General features: G+C 35.4%; 18 protein-coding genes and 1 pseudogene. 14 read left to right on the top strand and 5 right to left on the bottom strand.

The genetic code is table 11. The features are described 5' to 3' along the window. Positions 1-66: 66 nt before the first annotated feature. Positions 67-1485: a MocR-like pyridoxine biosynthesis transcription factor PdxR gene (gene pdxR / locus ACAN53_RS10690; protein ID WP_379969765.1), complete on the top strand. Its 1419-nt coding sequence runs from the start codon at positions 67-69 to the stop codon at positions 1483-1485. Between the two features lie 287 nt (positions 1486-1772). Here pdxR and ACAN53_RS10685 read toward each other — a convergent pair whose 3' ends face one another. The 3 genes from ACAN53_RS10685 to ACAN53_RS10675 are packed head-to-tail and all read right to left on the bottom strand — an operon-like array spanning position 1773 to position 3444. Continuing rightward, the gene (locus tag ACAN53_RS10685; RefSeq protein WP_379969763.1) at positions 1773-2000 is read right to left on the bottom strand and encodes a thioredoxin family protein; all 228 of its coding nucleotides are present in this window, start codon (positions 1998-2000) and stop codon (positions 1773-1775) included. A gap of 43 nt (positions 2001-2043) precedes the next feature. Further along, positions 2044-3057 carry a permease gene (locus tag ACAN53_RS10680; RefSeq protein ID WP_379969761.1) on the bottom strand — a complete coding sequence of 338 codons (1014 nt, stop codon included), beginning with the start codon at positions 3055-3057 and terminating at the stop codon, positions 2044-2046. A 33-nt stretch (positions 3058-3090) separates the two neighbouring features. Continuing rightward, on the bottom strand, positions 3091-3444 hold the full coding sequence (locus ACAN53_RS10675) for an ArsR/SmtB family transcription factor (protein ID WP_379969759.1): 354 nt from the start codon (positions 3442-3444) through the stop codon (positions 3091-3093). Positions 3445-4089: 645 nt separating this feature from the next. Here ACAN53_RS10675 and ACAN53_RS10670 point away from each other — a divergent pair. The 3 genes from ACAN53_RS10670 to ACAN53_RS10660 all read left to right on the top strand — a co-directional run bounded on the left by ACAN53_RS10670 (position 4090) and on the right by ACAN53_RS10660 (position 5461). Further along, the gene (locus tag ACAN53_RS10670) at positions 4090-4323 is read left to right on the top strand and encodes an MFS transporter (RefSeq protein ID WP_379969757.1); all 234 of its coding nucleotides are present in this window, start codon (positions 4090-4092) and stop codon (positions 4321-4323) included. Further along, complete coding sequence (locus tag ACAN53_RS10665) at positions 4323-4796, top strand: MFS transporter (protein ID WP_379969755.1); 474 nt, start codon at positions 4323-4325, stop codon at positions 4794-4796. The genes ACAN53_RS10670 and ACAN53_RS10665 overlap by 1 nt, the downstream gene beginning before the upstream one ends. 428 nt (positions 4797-5224) lie before the next feature. Beyond that, on the top strand, positions 5225-5461 hold the full coding sequence (locus ACAN53_RS10660) for a DUF1963 domain-containing protein (RefSeq protein WP_379970306.1): 237 nt from the start codon (positions 5225-5227) through the stop codon (positions 5459-5461). Positions 5462-5589: 128 nt separating this feature from the next. On the opposite strand, the pseudogene ACAN53_RS18100 reads toward ACAN53_RS10660, so the two are convergent. Continuing rightward, positions 5590-5766: pseudogene (locus ACAN53_RS18100) on the bottom strand (IS110 family transposase); the annotation flags it as partial. Positions 5767-5776: 10 nt separating this feature from the next. Next, positions 5777-6349: a hydrolase gene (locus ACAN53_RS10655; RefSeq protein WP_379969753.1), complete on the bottom strand. Its 573-nt coding sequence runs from the start codon at positions 6347-6349 to the stop codon at positions 5777-5779. Positions 6350-6475: 126 nt separating this feature from the next. Between ACAN53_RS10655 and ACAN53_RS10650 the strand changes: the two genes are divergently transcribed. The 10 genes from ACAN53_RS10650 (at position 6476) to ACAN53_RS10605 (ending at position 15092) form a co-directional block, all read left to right on the top strand. Continuing rightward, positions 6476-7363 (top strand): TetR/AcrR family transcriptional regulator, encoded by an 888-nt coding sequence (locus tag ACAN53_RS10650; protein WP_379969751.1) that lies wholly within the window; start codon positions 6476-6478, stop codon positions 7361-7363. Positions 7364-7954: 591 nt separating this feature from the next. Further along, positions 7955-8110 carry an alpha/beta fold hydrolase gene (locus ACAN53_RS10645; RefSeq protein WP_379969749.1) on the top strand — a complete coding sequence of 52 codons (156 nt, stop codon included), beginning with the start codon at positions 7955-7957 and terminating at the stop codon, positions 8108-8110. A gap of 215 nt (positions 8111-8325) precedes the next feature. After that, the gene (locus ACAN53_RS10640) at positions 8326-8514 is read left to right on the top strand and encodes a hypothetical protein (protein ID WP_379969747.1); all 189 of its coding nucleotides are present in this window, start codon (positions 8326-8328) and stop codon (positions 8512-8514) included. A gap of 122 nt (positions 8515-8636) precedes the next feature. Then, the gene (locus ACAN53_RS10635; RefSeq protein ID WP_379969745.1) at positions 8637-9365 is read left to right on the top strand and encodes a DUF4386 domain-containing protein; all 729 of its coding nucleotides are present in this window, start codon (positions 8637-8639) and stop codon (positions 9363-9365) included. A 461-nt stretch (positions 9366-9826) separates the two neighbouring features. Beyond that, positions 9827-10381 (top strand): hypothetical protein, encoded by a 555-nt coding sequence (locus ACAN53_RS10630; protein WP_379969743.1) that lies wholly within the window; start codon positions 9827-9829, stop codon positions 10379-10381. A gap of 150 nt (positions 10382-10531) precedes the next feature. Further along, a complete protein-coding gene (locus ACAN53_RS10625) occupies positions 10532-10876 on the top strand; it encodes a cupin domain-containing protein (protein WP_379969742.1) in 345 nt (114 codons plus the stop codon). 145 nt (positions 10877-11021) lie between these two features. Next, a complete protein-coding gene (locus ACAN53_RS10620; protein ID WP_379969740.1) occupies positions 11022-12770 on the top strand; it encodes an adenine deaminase C-terminal domain-containing protein in 1749 nt (582 codons plus the stop codon). 231 nt (positions 12771-13001) lie between these two features. Then, positions 13002-13700, top strand: coding sequence for a class I SAM-dependent methyltransferase (locus ACAN53_RS10615; protein ID WP_379969738.1), 699 nt, complete (start codon positions 13002-13004; stop codon positions 13698-13700). A 30-nt stretch (positions 13701-13730) separates the two neighbouring features. Further along, positions 13731-14339, top strand: a complete 609-nt coding sequence (locus ACAN53_RS10610) for a DUF3267 domain-containing protein (protein WP_379969736.1) — start codon at positions 13731-13733, stop codon at positions 14337-14339. Between the two features lie 195 nt (positions 14340-14534). Further along, entirely contained in the window at positions 14535-15092 is a 558-nt protein-coding gene (locus ACAN53_RS10605) for a DUF6143 family protein (RefSeq protein ID WP_379969734.1), read from the top strand. The last annotated feature ends 73 nt before the right edge of the window (positions 15093-15165 follow it).

Here is a 15165-nt window from a genome sequence, read left to right as displayed (position 1 = left end):
GGCATCATAAAAAGAGCCAGTTTTCCTAATTTTTATAGAGCCAGAATGCATAGAGAGGTGAATAGCATGTTAGAAATGACTCCCGCCCTTGATAGTAGTAGAAAAGAACCATTGTACATACAACTGTATGATTATATTCGAAGTGAAATACGGAGCGGGAACATACCCCCTTTAAGCAAATTTCCTTCCCAAAGAAAATTAGCGGAATACTTACAGGTGAGCCGGAATACAGTCGATGCTGCCTACCAACAGCTTATAGCTGAAGGATACGTTCAACCGAAAGCAAGAAAAGGATTATTTGTTGAGGAGCTAAAAAACGAATTCTTTTTAACGAGCTATAAAGATAAGCAGAGGGTATTGATTGAAAATTTGGAGAATAAACAAATACCCACTATTCGATATGATTTTAAACACGGAGATATAGATCTAAAGCATTTTCCATATGAAATATGGCGTAAACTAACCATGCAAATTCTTTATTCGGACCAAGGTCATCTCTTATTAACTGGTGAGCCGCAAGGAGAAATTTCACTGCGCAGACTGATTGCGGAGTATCTGTATCAATCAAGAGGAGTCCAATGTTCAGCAGAGCAAATTGTAATCGGAGCTGGAACACAATACGTACTTAGTTTGTTATGCGGTATGATAGGCAGACAAGTACCCTATGCCTTAGAAGAACCCGGCTTTCACCGCGTACGATTTGTGCTGAGGGATTATGGAACAGAGATTAAGCCAATCCACCTTGATGAAAAAGGAATCAGTATTACGGAACTAAGAAAAAGCGGAGCAAAAGTAGCTTATGTCACTCCATCTCATCAATTTCCAATCGGTACCGTAATGCCTATATCAAGACGAATGGAATTAATTGAATGGGCGAGACAAGAGAACGGGTTCATTATCGAGGATGATTATGATGGCGAATTTAGATATCATGGGAAACCAATCCCTTCCCTTCAGGGTCTTGATAACCATGGAAATGTTATCTACCTAGGTACGTTTTCAAAATCTCTCATCCCCTCCATACGTTTAAGTTATATGGTATTGCCCCCATCGTTATTAGCGCTCTATAGGGAGAAGTTCACTGTATATAAACAAACAGTTTCGAGACTTCATCAGCATACTCTCAAGCTCTTTATGGAAAATGGACATTGGGACAGACATATAAACAAAGTACGGAATATATACAAAAAAAGACGTGCCGCTCTGCTTACAACCATTAAACATATAATGGGGGAACAAGTACATGTGATTGGTGCAGAAACGGGCTTGCATATCTTATTGGAACCAAACAATACGATGTCTGAGGAAGAACTTATTGAATCTGCTATGAAAGAGGGGGTTAAGGTATATCCCGTATCAATCTACTATGTAAATCCACCTGCTATAGGGAAGCCAATGGTTCTCCTTGGCTTTGCTGGATTAAATGAAAATGAAATTTATGAGGGAATCACGTTACTTCAGCGTGCTTGGTTTACTAGGGATTGATCATTACTATCTATGGTTGGAAGGATTTAAACTTATCGTAATGAGGATGTTTGATACCAAGGCTTATTGTTAAGTGACAAAAAAGTCGTTTAAAAAATGTGAGTCATTCTATTAAACAATCGGGCCAGATTGTAGAGCAACTCCTTTAAGGAAAATTAGATCTCTATCCTAAATTTTAAAGGAGATTTTTATAAAAGTAACGAAGCCGGAGTTGAACAAGAATGAATAAGAAAAGGCGATTTCTTGTATATATGAAATCGCCTTTTGAATGTTGAATTAGTTACATTTTATAAGTATTTTTTAATATCTTCTGCACTAGGTACTTTACCCATTACTTTCACTTTTTCATCTACAACAAGTGCAGGAGTACTCATGACACCATATTTCATAATATCTTTAATATCTGTTACTTTTTCAATTGTTGCATCTAGTCCTAATTCTTCTATGGCAGCCTTTGCATTGGCCTCTAATCTCTTGCAATTGGAGCATCCTGATCCTAAAATTTTAATATTCAAGTCGAACATCTCCTTACTATATGATTGTATATTGAAAACCCAATTAGATTAGGAATTCTAACGCATTAAATGTGTAACCTATGATGATAATACCTATTGCAACGATTGATACAAAAATACCCAGTAATTTAGGTTTAACCACTTTACTTAACATGATAATAGAAGGTAATGAAAGGGCTGTTACGGCCATCATAAATGAAAGTACAGTACCTATTCCTACACCTTTTCCAAACAATGCTTCAGCAATTGGTAGTGTACCAAATATATCTGCATAGATTGGCATACCAACTATTGTTGCGATGAGAACAGCGAAAGGATTATCATCCCCGATGACATTTTGTACCCAAGACGCTGGAATCCAATTGTGGATTAATGCACCTATACCAACGCCAATAAGTACGTATAACCAAACCTTCTTAATAATATCTTTGACTTGATCTATAGAATAAGTTCTTCTTTCCTTTGTAGTTAATTCTTCCACTTCAACATCTACATTTTCAACTTCGGTAACATATTCTTCGACATATTTTTCTAATCGTAACTTATCGATAATTGTACCGCCTACAACAGCAAGAATTAATCCGACTACAACGTATATAAGTGCAATTTTTATTCCAAAGAAAGAGGTTAATAATAGAAAAGATGCTAAGTCTACCAATGGTGATGAAATTAAAAATGAAAAGGTTACACCTAAAGGTAAACCAGCAGATGTAAATCCTATAAAGATAGGAATACTTGAACAACTGCAAAATGGTGTAATGGTTCCAAGTAATGCGCCAAGTATGTTTCCTTTAATCCCTTTGATTCCGCCAAGCATTTTTTTTGTTCGTTCTGGTGGAAAATAGCTTTGAATATACGAGATAATATAAATTAAGACAGATAAAAGAATAAATATCTTGATTGTATCGTAGATAAAAAAGTGTATACTTCCACCAATTTTACTATCAATAGGCATATTAAAAACTTCTTCTACGAGTTTTCGAATTAAATCTGAAAGCCACTGCATTTTAAGCAGCTGATCGTTCAGCCATGAAAATACATTTAGAAAGGCATCCATAAATATTCCCCCTTTTTCAAACATAAAAGTCGTCTAATTAATATAAGCTAGAACTTTTTCTTTGTTTAGATTGTACACAGTATAACGTCCTTCTTTTCGTGATTGAATCACTTTACCTCGTTCTAGCAATTTCAAATGATGAGATATAGTAGAAGTAGCGATCTGTAAGCCAGACACAATTTCACACATACAAAGATCCTCAACTGAAAGCATACCGATTATCTTAATTCTCGTTTCGTCACCTAATGCTTTAAAAAATTCTGCTGTTTCTAATAGTTGTTCATTATTTTTTAACAATGGTACATTTATCGCGGATTGTTGCACCACTGCTTTTGCTTCCTCATCACTTTTTACTGAATTTTTTACTGAGCAACATTGCTTTTTCATATTATCACTTCCTTATCGTTATTATAAAACTATTTTTCTAGTTTTGTAGTTTTATTATTGAATGTTTTGTGAACAAATATGCATTATTATTTTTCTTTATATCGTTTCTTCAGATGCAAGTGAACAGCAAAACGTTCCTTTTTCAATTTGAATTGTTGCATGTTCAATTCCAAATTGGTCATGTAACTCTTTGGATAATTGTTGTAGAAATAAATCATAATCTTCTGTTTCAGATTGTATAAAATAGAAGTTAATATTGCTTCTATTATATTCCCCTATATATGTAAATCATGTACTTTTAAAATGGTTGTTAATTTTTTAAGATCGTTCTTTATTTTATTTAAGTTGATTCCTTAAGGAAGAGTATTACGGGATAGATTCAGTGTTTGGATAGGGAGAATAAACTTTATTCCTACAAGTATTTTTAAAGTTATTGTTAAAAAATAGATACAATTAAAACTATTAAACTAGAAAAATAGTTGTATTGTATATTATATTATGAGGGAGATAAATATCGGAAAGCAACTAGGAACTTGAAGTCGAATAAAGAGATGAGTAAAATCAATCCCATCATAATAAACAGTAACAAAATGGAAAGTACCTCTGCTTTTTTAAAGGGCTGGTAGATGAAAGGAGAAGATTTTTATGGATAAGAAAAAAATGTTACTAATACTCGGTTTTGCAGGTTTTGTTACAATGGCTGATAATTGGGTGGTATCGCCTATTCTTCCTTCCATTGCACAAAATTTGAATGTCGATGTTGCATCAGCTTCTATTGTAATAACTGCCTATATGTTGCCTTTTGGTTTGTTTCAGCTGTTATATGGGTATCTTGCAGAACGATTTGGTAAGCGACAGATATTACATTTGCCATGTTGATGTTTACATTAGCTACTGCATTTTGTGCGTTTGCTGTTGCTATTCCTGACTTGGCAGTATACAGGGCTTTAACCGGAATGTTTGCAGCATCCATAATGCCAATTTCATTGGCGCTAATAGGTGATTTGTTCCCTTTGGAAGAAAGACAAACTGCAATCGGTTCATTTATGGGTATGTCTTTCTTAGGTCAAGGACTTAGTATGGCAATTGGCGGTTCGATTGCATATTTCCTAAATTGGAGAGGTGTATTTGGTATTTATGCAGGCCTCGCCGTTCTCTCTGCCATATTGTTAGTTACTATAGGCAAAAAGATACCATCAACAAAAAATAAGGAAAGCAAGGCTTTCATGTCATATATCAATATACTTAAAAATCCTTCTAGTGTTATCATCTATGCATTAGTCATATTTGAAGGAGTATTTCTTCTTGGCTCTTTTTCATTCCTTGGAGCTTTCAGAGTTCCTAGAAAATAGTAACTCCTAGATTGTTGAATAACTTTAGTATGAAATTTGCTCTTTTTGAACATAATAGAATCTAGATTAAATGGTTCATAACCTAGGAGAGTGAAGTGTAATGTTATTATCTGAAGCATGGGAGAAGTATCAACTAGATAAGAAGATTGAAGGATATTCAGCTCTAACCTGAAAACCTATTGCTTTCAATATAATCTGTTATTAAGATTTTTTGGCGATATTGATATGAATGAATTTACAACAGAGAAACTCAAAAGCTACTTAATTGAAGTGGGAGAACATTTAAAATCGTCTAGTCTAGGGCATCGAGTTCGTTGTATACGATCACTTTTCAAATGGACATAAATCGTTTCAGATCAAGTGGACTATAGCAGATAAAGAAGATTATCCTTGCTGGGAAGAATCCTGGGAGTATGTCGATATGACTTATAAATGATTCTGATGAGTTAAGTGATACTTTTTTTGATGAATACGAACAATATTCTAGGACTAAAATAGGAGGTTTTGCTTCTTATATACAATCTCCAATATCTCAAGATTATGAGTATATTATGCAAATAACTTCAGAAGAAAAACCTAAGTTTATGATTGGAGATAATGGAAACATATATATCTACAAATCAAGACTTGATGATGAGTGGTATTTGTATTGGGATTGTTACTAAGAGATGTGAAGGTTACATCAGTTAACGCAGTAATCTACCAATCGAGTGACATTCGCCCTTCGTCTTGAAGTGCCAGCAGGATAGTATGCTCGAAACATCCCATTCGTAAGCTAAATTTGGTTCGCCATCTCTAAGACTAACTCCAAAACAGATGTAGTAAAAAGGCTCTTAAAAGCTTTATTTAAATCAGGATGAGTGACTTTGAAAAGCTGTTGAACTTGGTTCTTTCGACGAGTTAGTTGCACGTTTAAATACCATCTGTCTCTCATAACTGTTCGAAACAAGGATTGAAGGACTGATTGAGTTCTAATAGGTTCAAGCTTTAGCAAAGGCAGAGATAATTTCCTGTGTTGTCCGAATACGCCCGATGCGTGGAAAAATAAAATTTTTCACGTGATCGTGCTCGGCTTGAGAAAACCCAGTCATGGCATCAATCGCCAAAATCAGCTGATACCCATGCATAAACGCTTCCCGCGCGGTCGTATCCACGCCAAGCCCGGTAGCGATGCCGCATAAAACGATGGTGTCGATTCCCCGGCGGCGCAACTGCAGGTCGAGCTCCGTTCCGTAAAAAGCTCCCCAATGCTTCTTAGTGATGATATGGTCTGTCTCGGCGACCCGCATTTCCGGGACGATTTGATCCCATTCTTCAGGCAGATTCAGTGGTGGTGCAGGCGAATCCAACTTCGGTCTCGGGATATCCTTCAGATCTTTGCTAGATACCCGGACCAGTGCAACCATCGAGCCTTGCTCACGGAAAGCATCAGCCAAGGCGGCGGCGTTAGATATCACCTGCTCGGCAGAATAAGGGGCGTATTGATTTCCTAGCCATTTTTGCAAATCAATGACAACCAACGCTGTTTTTTGCGGATCCAATAATTTTTCCATTCCGTATGTTCTCCTCACTTTTTAAATTTGACCTTTAGTTTCAAATATTAAACATAAGGTCATTTGACTTGATGTCTTATATTTTGTACGATGATTCAAAAATAGTCAAGTGGGGAGATATTGTTTATGAGTGTGGCAAGGGAAGAGGTTGTAAAATCAGCGACGAGGCTTTTTAAGGAACGGGGGTTTCTTTCAACAACGATACAGGATATTGCTGAGGATTGCGGTATTGCCAAAGGATCCGTCTATAAATACTTTCCTTCCAAGGAAGACCTATTCAGCGAGGTGTTTGATCAATGTCATAACGACTATTTTGATCAAGTCGATAGGCTGACGCGCCTTCCTGGACTTACGCCAGAAGAGCAGTTTGTACAGCAGATCATTCTTCGATTCCGTTATTTTATAGAATACAAGCATATTCTGGTCGAATTTACGGAGCTCCCTATCCAACAGGATCCCAAGTTCCAACCGCTTAGACACAAGGTTAGGGGGCGGCTCATCCGATGGCATAGTGAGTGTTTGCTACATGTGTACGGCGAAGATATTCATCCGTATCTGTGGGATTTGGTTTCCATCTATCGAGCGATTCTGAAGGAGTATCTATTTTGGATTGCTTATGAAGAAAAGTCGTTATCGCTCGAGGAAACGGCAAAGTTCATTTTGGACAAGCTTAACGTGCTTGTTAAACATATGATGGCTTCCAATCTGAAGCCTCTGCTGAAACAAGCTTCGTTCGAGAGGTATTTAAACTGGGGGCTCGAGAATCGCCAAGGAGAGAAGGAGCAGATTCTTACCGAACTGTTCCGGGAAATGGATTCGCCCCTAAACGCTCTTCCGTCAGGCGCCAAACATCGTTCGGAGCTGAGTGAGCTTTGCTATTTTATCCAGAGGGAAATGAAAAAAGCGGAACCGAATCTCCCGTTGCTGCAAGCTTCGCTATACTATTTGGAAAGAGAGAAGGAGCTTAAAAGTCTGGTAATCCAGTTGAGGAATATTATTTATTCGGGTATTTAGAATGATTCGGAGTCCAACACAGATTTAGAGCGACGGTTATGCACATAGTGACACCGACCGTCGCTCTATTTTTTGGCTCATTTAGGTATATGTTATTGCAAATAACTGTCCAAAGTACCCGCAGACAGAATAGTGTAAAGAGCAGCGTTCCAATTACTATTTTCCAAAGATGTAACGGTCAATTCCTTTGCTTTTTGTTATTAAGGAGAAGATTGCTGATATGATAGCTAAAATAACAATCAGTCCGCCAACCCAAGAATTTGTCGTGACAGAATAATGGTTTATTGATTACATGACGTTTAAAATAAAAGTACTTTTTAGATTTATACATTTCTTTAAATAATTAGTATTCCATAATCGGGCGCTTTCCTGTAATAAGGAGAGTGCTTTTCCATTTTAGGGCCATTTAATGGTACAATACTTGCAAAGAAAACTGGATATTTATTAAGCGGAATTTATTAAAAAACTGTTATTTGAAAAAATTTCCAATATAATGAAAAGGGTAAATAAAAAAGGAGTGATTGAATGAGTACATACGTTCTGGTTCATGGCGCATGGCATGGAGAATGGTGTTGAGATAGAGTTATCCCTTTGTTACAAGACGCTGGACACCGGGTATTAACCTTTGATTTACCAGGACACGGAAAGGATAAAACCCCACTTTCTAAGGTTACTTTGAAAGATTATACTGACCGTCTATGTAGTATTTTGGATAATGAGTCTGAACAGGCAAATCATTACCCTTGATACAGACCACTCACCGTTCTTTTCGCAACCTGAAGTATTATCTTCATATTTGAAAAGTTTAGTCAGTGAATAGGAAATGAAAGTGCTAGTTTACTAGAATGATTTTCCGGTTTTTTCAACTGCTTTTTAATGTTATTTTATTGTGAAATTACCAAATTTATATTATTGGTTTGATATGATTATCCTGTAGTTTATATATGCGAGGAGGGATTGGTTTGTTAGGTTGGTGGGCTTGGAGTTTAAGTGGTATAGGTTTTATTGTTGCTTTTATTGGTTCAGTCTTTATTTTTATGGAATATGTAAAATCGGCTCCCAGACAATCCATGATTAAATGGGGATTTGGACTTCTTTCATTAGGCCTTTTGTTTCAAGTTATTGCATGGGGATTGAATACGCCACACTAGTATTTGATTAATGTGCAACATAGACCACAACAGATCTTATGTATAAAGTTATAACAATTTGTGGATGTGTTGATGTAAAACTGAACTTGTATCACTATCCTTAAGAAAGGGGAGATGAACAAATGGCTACCAAAAAAAGCGAACTAATTATAGGAGCACTCTTTATATTTGCAGCAGTTACAGCAATAATAGGTCTGAATTTATACAACCCTATTCTAAAGGGCCCAGATTACCTGATTAAAGGTCCTGAATATGCTAATCAGGTGATAATGGGAGCACTTATGGAATTAATTCTTGTCGTTTCAGCCGTTGGCACTTCAACTACGATGTTTCCGATTTTAAGAAAATACAATGAAACCATAGCTCTTTGGCATGTTTGCTTCAGGTTTCTTGAAGCCGTTATTATTACTATTGGTATAATAAGCGTATTGTCCCTTTTAACTTTAAGTCAGGAATTTGCAGCAATTACATCTCCGAATATCGCCTCATTTGAAGCCTCAGGTACAGTATTAAAATCAATCCATGATTGGACATTTTTACTTGGTCCCAATTTTATGTTAGGCATTAATACAATGATGTATAGTTATATATTTTATAAATCTAAGCTCGTACCTCAGTTTATACCTATCTTGGGCATGACAGGCTCAGCACTCGTTTTTCTTGCATCAATATTGGAAATGTTTGGAGTTATTAATCAAATTTCTATTTGGGGAGCCTTTTTAAGTTTGCCAGTAGCAGCTAACGAAATGATTTTAGCAGTATGGCTTATCGTAAAAGGATTTAATCCATCAGCACTGGCTTTTATTTCTGAAATCAAGAAAATGAACGGGACAACCACCATTTTAAATTAAAAAATTGTACACTCTAACCTAATGGGACGATAGTTAACACCTAATAAGGGCGAGACTTAACTGCCCTTTTTTAGTTTTGATTGTTTATAGATAAAAATGTTTTTGATGGAGAATAGCTCATCCGTCAGATTAACTGGAATTAGATAAGAACCAAAAAAGATTGTGAAACATTATACTTCAACAATCGGGCGCTTTCCTGTAATAAGGAGAAGTGCTTTTTCCATTTTAGGGCCAGATTGCGGAGTAACTCTTTATAAAAAGATAGATTAGGTTACAATGGATTGTACATTAGCTTTTTGGTTTTCCTTTAAGTGATGCTGTATCAGTATAATAGAAATTGGATGTTTAGGTTGGTTAATGAATTGCTTGTTTTGACAAAAAACTAATTTTATAGTGTCTATATAGATGCTTTCTAGTTGTAATTTTTGGTTTCACTTTTAAAAAATGAAGGAGCTAACGATATGCAATTGGTGAAAAATATAATGAAAAAAGAAGTAGAATTTATTTGCGATGATATACAAACAAAGTACATACACCCTCATTGGATGGATATTAAGGATGATTACAATAAGAATATTGGTATTATTACAGGGTATCAATTGAATATTCCTCTTATTATTAATGATATGTTCACCGAAAGAAACTCTTTAAGAGAACTGGATGCTGTTTCTCAGCTGTGTTCTGAATTATGGTGGTTCTTATTTGAACATAAGGATCAATTAAAAGATGTGTCCGGAGAACTTTATTTTCTAAATAATTTCCGCTTAGACGAAGACAATTTGGATACAGAAAAATCAGAAAAATCAGTGTTGAATCTATTAAAGGATAAGTATAACGTAATCATCTATTCTTTTGGCAACACCGAGATATTTGATGAATATGCTATATGTTTGTCAGAAGAATGGAAACTCAGACATATTCAAATGCTTTTGCAAACAGGTTGGTCTAAAAAAAACAAAATGGAATATTATATCTATGCGAATCCCAAAGTGATATTTAAAAATCCTTATTCATAATCATCAACTTAATTACTTTGATAAGGTTTATTTGCTGATATAACAATTGTTCCATTAAGGGGAGGTATTTAAATTCCATTTAAAGCTGTTGTTCAGTAATCGGGCGCGATTATGGATCAAGCAGATTACAAAAACAAGGAAGTGATCCCTTTGAAGATATCAAAACAAAACGCGGAGCATTACATATGGGGAGACCAGTGTGATGGCTGGCACTTAGTGAAAAATAAAGAGTTAAGTATTATTCATGAACGGATGCCCGTTCAAACTTCTGAGGTAAGACATTATCATAATCAGGCACGTCAATTTTTCTTTGTGTTATCAGGCACTGCAACATTAATTATGGGGGGAGAACGCTTCACTTTAGATTCGCAAGAAGGAATCGAAGTACCTCCCCTTATTCCACATCAAATGTGTAATGAATCGAATGGAGATGTAGAGTTTTTGGTAATATCCCAACCTAATAGTAGAGGGGACAGGGTATTAACAGATGAATAAATAAATTTAATATGTAGCTAGCAAAGTAGGTTCAATAAGAAAATCAATTTCACATTGGTAAAATATGTGCGAAATTCTTGCAAGTATAATAAACATATGCGAAGTTTATTATACTACCAAATAATAACAAAAATAGGGGGACGAGATGGATAATAGAAAGTATAGATGGGGCAACAAACAAATAAGAAACCATGTAGAGGTACTTGATGAAGAAAAAAATCCTCATATGATCCTAAAAAACGCAACGTATTTAAATACCTATTTGCATCAATGGTTAGTTGCGAATATTTGGATATATGAAGATCGTATCGTTTATGTTGGAGAGAATCTTCCTAAAAACGTAAAAGGATATGAGGTGATTGATTGTCAGGGGCAATATGTAGTACCTGGATATATTGAGCCGCATAATCACCCTTATCAGTTATACAATCCTCTAACATTAGCGAAACATGCGGGGCAATTCGGCACAACGACTTTTATTAGTGATAATATCATTTTATTCTTTGAGCTTCCTACTAAAGTAGCCTTTGAATTATTAAATGAATTTCAAAACATTCCATCAAGCATGTACTGGTGGTGTCGTTTTGATGGACAAACCGAGTTGCCGAATCAAGATGATATTTTTAATACTGAAGATGTGATGTCTTGGCTCCAACATGAATCGGTGCTGCAAGGTGGAGAGCTAACAGCATGGCCGAAATTATTAAATGGAGATAACCAAATGCTATCCTGGGTACAAGAGACAAAGAGGTTAAATAAAAAGGTAGAAGGACATTTTCCAGGAGCGTCCGAACGTACTTTAGCAAAATTAATGTTACTCGGTACAGATTGCGATCATGAAGCAATGACAGGTCAAGAAGCACTTACACGTCTAATGCAGGGCTATACAGTATCTCTTAGACATTCATCGATTCGACCTGATTTAGAAATTCTTTTAAAAGAATTAGTAGACTTAGGTGTCCGAAATTTTGATAGATTTTTCTTTACCACGGACGGTTCTCATCCTTTTTTTTATGAAAATGGAATGACTGATGAACTGATAAAAATGGCAATGTATCATGGTATACCAGTAATTGATGCTTATAAAATGGCAAGTTATAATATCGCACGCTATTATAATATGGAACATTTGCATGGATCAATTGCTACAGGGAGAATAGCTAATATAAATATTTTAGAGAGCAAAACTAACCCTACACCTATTAGTGTATTAGCAAAAGGGAAATGGATTAAGCAAGATGGGATAGATAAAAACGATTCAACATCCATCGATTGGGACAAGTATCAATTATCTCCTCTTCATTTAAAATGGACGTTACAAGAAGATGATTTTAGCTTTTCGGCTTCAAATGGCATTAACTTACTAAATAATGTAATTACCAAACCGTATGAAAGTAGTATCGATGTTAATAGTGATGAATTATCACTGGAACATGATGAATGTTTCCTTATGATGGTTGCACGAGATGGATCTTGGAGAATAAATACATTAGTAAAAGGGTTTGCTCAACATTTAGGTGGATTTGCAAGTTCTTATTCTGGAACAGGAGATATATTAATCATAGGTAAAAGAAAAACAGATATGCTTTTTGCTTTTGAACGAATGCAAGAAATCGGTGGAGGTATGGTCTTGGTTGAAGAAAATCATATCATACACGAAATTCCTTTACCTTTAAGGGGTATCATGTCTAATTTAGATATGGGATTTTTAATTAAAGATGAGAAAAAAATGATCGAGTTACTAAAAGAAAGAGGCTATAAATATAACGACCCTGCCTTCACCTTATTATTTTTCTCTGCAACTCATTTACCATTTATTCGATTGACTCCAAGTGGTTTATATGATGTAAAAAATAGAAAGGTATTGGTTTTTCCAACCAAAAGGGAAAATTAACAAATTCAGCAGCACTTAATTCTTTGATCAGAGCTGTTGTTAAGAGAGAAAAATGGTAATTATAGGTTGATTAATGCAAGAATAAATAGTAAAATAGAGAAAATTTTTAAAATTATGAAAATATGTAACGGTTGAGATTAATTTGTTGATAAATAAACAAATCAATGAGGTAGGTAAAGCCTGTCGTCTCTTATGAGAGGATAGGCTTTTTTATATAAAGGAGGAGCGAAAATGGAAACAACTTGGCAAAGGAAAGAGGTTACTCAACATTATCTGGAACAGGTTCGCGGGGGAATTCCTTTTGGAGCAGAACAAACGAAACTCATGCTTCAAGTAGTCAATCATTTTATTCCAAATCCGAAAAGAATCATGGATTTGGAATGTGGAAATGGGTTTTTGGCTGAAATTTTGCTTACATCTTACCCCAAGGCTTCTGCTGTATTAGTGGATCATTCAAAGCCAATGATTGAACATGCACGCGTTCACATGAAAGAGTATAGGAATCGTTGTGAAATTATTCATGGGGATTTCAGTCGTTCAATTGCGCAGTATGCTAAGCCAGGGTCAATGGACTGCATTGTTTCTGGGTACGCAATTCATCATCTGCCGCAAACAAAGAAAAAAGAACTGTATCAAGAAATATACAATATACTTGCACCAGGCGGTATTTTCATAAATGTTGAGCATACAGCTTCTGCCACTCCTGAATTGGCAAAATTGCATGATGAACTGTTTATTGATTATCTTGCCACTCATAATAAAAGGGACAGCCAAGAAATAGCGAAGGAATATTACAATCGCCCTGATAAGGAAGATAATATACTAGAAAGAGTAGATATTCAGGTTAATTGGCTAAGAAAAATTGGTTTTAAGCATTCCGATTGTTATTTTAAGTGGATGGAGCTTGCCGTTTTTGGCGGGGTGAAATAAAAAAATGCATGCTTGATGGGAGAGATGTGCTTGAAAATCAAAAATCAGTTACCAAAAGTAAATGAACCCCTACATGCACAATTAGTAAGTGATGGATGGACGTTGCTGAAAGAACCGAACAACATGGGTAAAATCATATTTACATCAGTTCCGTTTATGTTTCTAAATGCCATTCTTTCTATCGTAATTATCAATATGTTTTCTAGTATTTCTTTTCCTCTAATTGATCAAACATCTAATGCCATTATCATACGTATTGATTTCATTTTTATTGTTGGCCTTTTTTTACTACTTATCGTTCACGAACTGCTTCATTTGATTTTCGTTCCAAACTTTTTCCGTTCGGACAAAACATACTTAGGTCTTACTCCCTTTGGTGGTTTTGTGTATACGGAAGAAGAAATCTATAAAACAAGGTATATCTTCATCACATTGGTTCCCTTTGTGGTTCTTTCCATTCTTTTTCCTATCATTCTAGGGATTTTCGGCTTATTAACTCCTACTCTAATAACATTAATCTTAATCAATGCAATTGGGGCTTCAGTAGACACACTTACTTGTGTGTTTGTAGTAAGACAGGTGCCAAAGCATGCTATTCTGCGAAGCAATGGTCCAAAGACATACTGGAAAATTGTATAGTAGCCAAACGGTATTGCAATAAAGGTTGTTTCCATGATGAAACAGCTGTAATGAAATAGGTAAACGAGGACGGATTTTTTAAATCGATTTGGAACGAGACTTGTCGTTCAATTCTACTTTTATTTCTATTTAATTATATTTGTCCATACATTCTCTATTAATCTACATACAATTTAGAAAGGAGTGAGTGCTTATATGACAATGTCTAAAAATGACCAATTTATAAAGGCTGTCAACATCCCTAACTCATTATATCAATCCTTACAAGGAAGATATTTTGTTGGGCAAACTGAAACGATTCGTTTCGGAAAAGGGAAAAATGCTTGGGGTGGCTTAATTAACCCCTTTCATTCAGATGTAAACTTATTTGTAAATGCATTTACCATTACGAATCATTCTAATCAACCTTTTATAGCTGAAATTTGGTTTAATCCAATCCCTCCTGGGAAACCAATGATTTCGGATAAGGTGACACCTGCAAACACAAGTCTTTCTCCACTTCCAAAGCCGGAAGTAAAAATTGCATTTGCAGAACTTGTAGAAGGCTTTCCAAAGAGAGGGGTAAATGGATTTAAGCGAATTGTACCACCAAAAAGTACTTTGACCAGTGATGAAGATGGAAAATTTATTTTTTCATCGGGCGAGTCCTTTATTCTTTTTTTAGTTTCACCAGATAATGAAATTGTTAAGGCAGAAGTTGCATTCGGTTGGTTTGAAAAAAATGTAAGAAAATCGCATCATAAAAACAACTAACTAAATACAAAAGAATTATATAAGCCATTTTCTTGTAGTATCATAGCTTCGCTTGTTATACGTGCAACCCAGC

The sequence above is a fragment of the Ectobacillus soli genome (assembly GCF_042610425.1).
Lineage (GTDB): Bacteria > Bacillota > Bacilli > Bacillales > Bacillaceae_G > Ectobacillus.
Note: the sequence above shows the minus strand (reverse complement) of the source record. Positions and strands in the feature narration are given on the sequence as shown.

What these genes read in the sequence shown, in the direction of transcription:
- pdxR (WP_379969765.1), top strand. Translation starts at nt 67, where the DNA reads ATGTTAGAAATGACTCCCGCCCTTGATAGTAGTAGAAAAGAACCATTG.
- ACAN53_RS10680 (WP_379969761.1), bottom strand. Translation starts at nt 3,057, where the DNA reads ATGGATGCCTTTCTAAATGTATTTTCATGGCTGAACGATCAGCTGCTT.
- ACAN53_RS10675 (WP_379969759.1), bottom strand. Translation starts at nt 3,444, where the DNA reads ATGAAAAAGCAATGTTGCTCAGTAAAAAATTCAGTAAAAAGTGATGAG.
- ACAN53_RS10670 (WP_379969757.1), top strand. Translation starts at nt 4,090, where the DNA reads ATGGATAAGAAAAAAATGTTACTAATACTCGGTTTTGCAGGTTTTGTT.
- ACAN53_RS10665 (WP_379969755.1), top strand. Translation starts at nt 4,323, where the DNA reads ATGTTTACATTAGCTACTGCATTTTGTGCGTTTGCTGTTGCTATTCCT.
- ACAN53_RS10655 (WP_379969753.1), bottom strand. Translation starts at nt 6,349, where the DNA reads ATGGAAAAATTATTGGATCCGCAAAAAACAGCGTTGGTTGTCATTGAT.
- ACAN53_RS10650 (WP_379969751.1), top strand. Translation starts at nt 6,476, where the DNA reads ATGAGTGTGGCAAGGGAAGAGGTTGTAAAATCAGCGACGAGGCTTTTT.
- ACAN53_RS10635 (WP_379969745.1), top strand. Translation starts at nt 8,637, where the DNA reads ATGGCTACCAAAAAAAGCGAACTAATTATAGGAGCACTCTTTATATTT.
- ACAN53_RS10630 (WP_379969743.1), top strand. Translation starts at nt 9,827, where the DNA reads ATGCAATTGGTGAAAAATATAATGAAAAAAGAAGTAGAATTTATTTGC.
- ACAN53_RS10620 (WP_379969740.1), top strand. Translation starts at nt 11,022, where the DNA reads ATGGATAATAGAAAGTATAGATGGGGCAACAAACAAATAAGAAACCAT.
- ACAN53_RS10615 (WP_379969738.1), top strand. Translation starts at nt 13,002, where the DNA reads ATGGAAACAACTTGGCAAAGGAAAGAGGTTACTCAACATTATCTGGAA.
- ACAN53_RS10605 (WP_379969734.1), top strand. Translation starts at nt 14,535, where the DNA reads ATGACAATGTCTAAAAATGACCAATTTATAAAGGCTGTCAACATCCCT.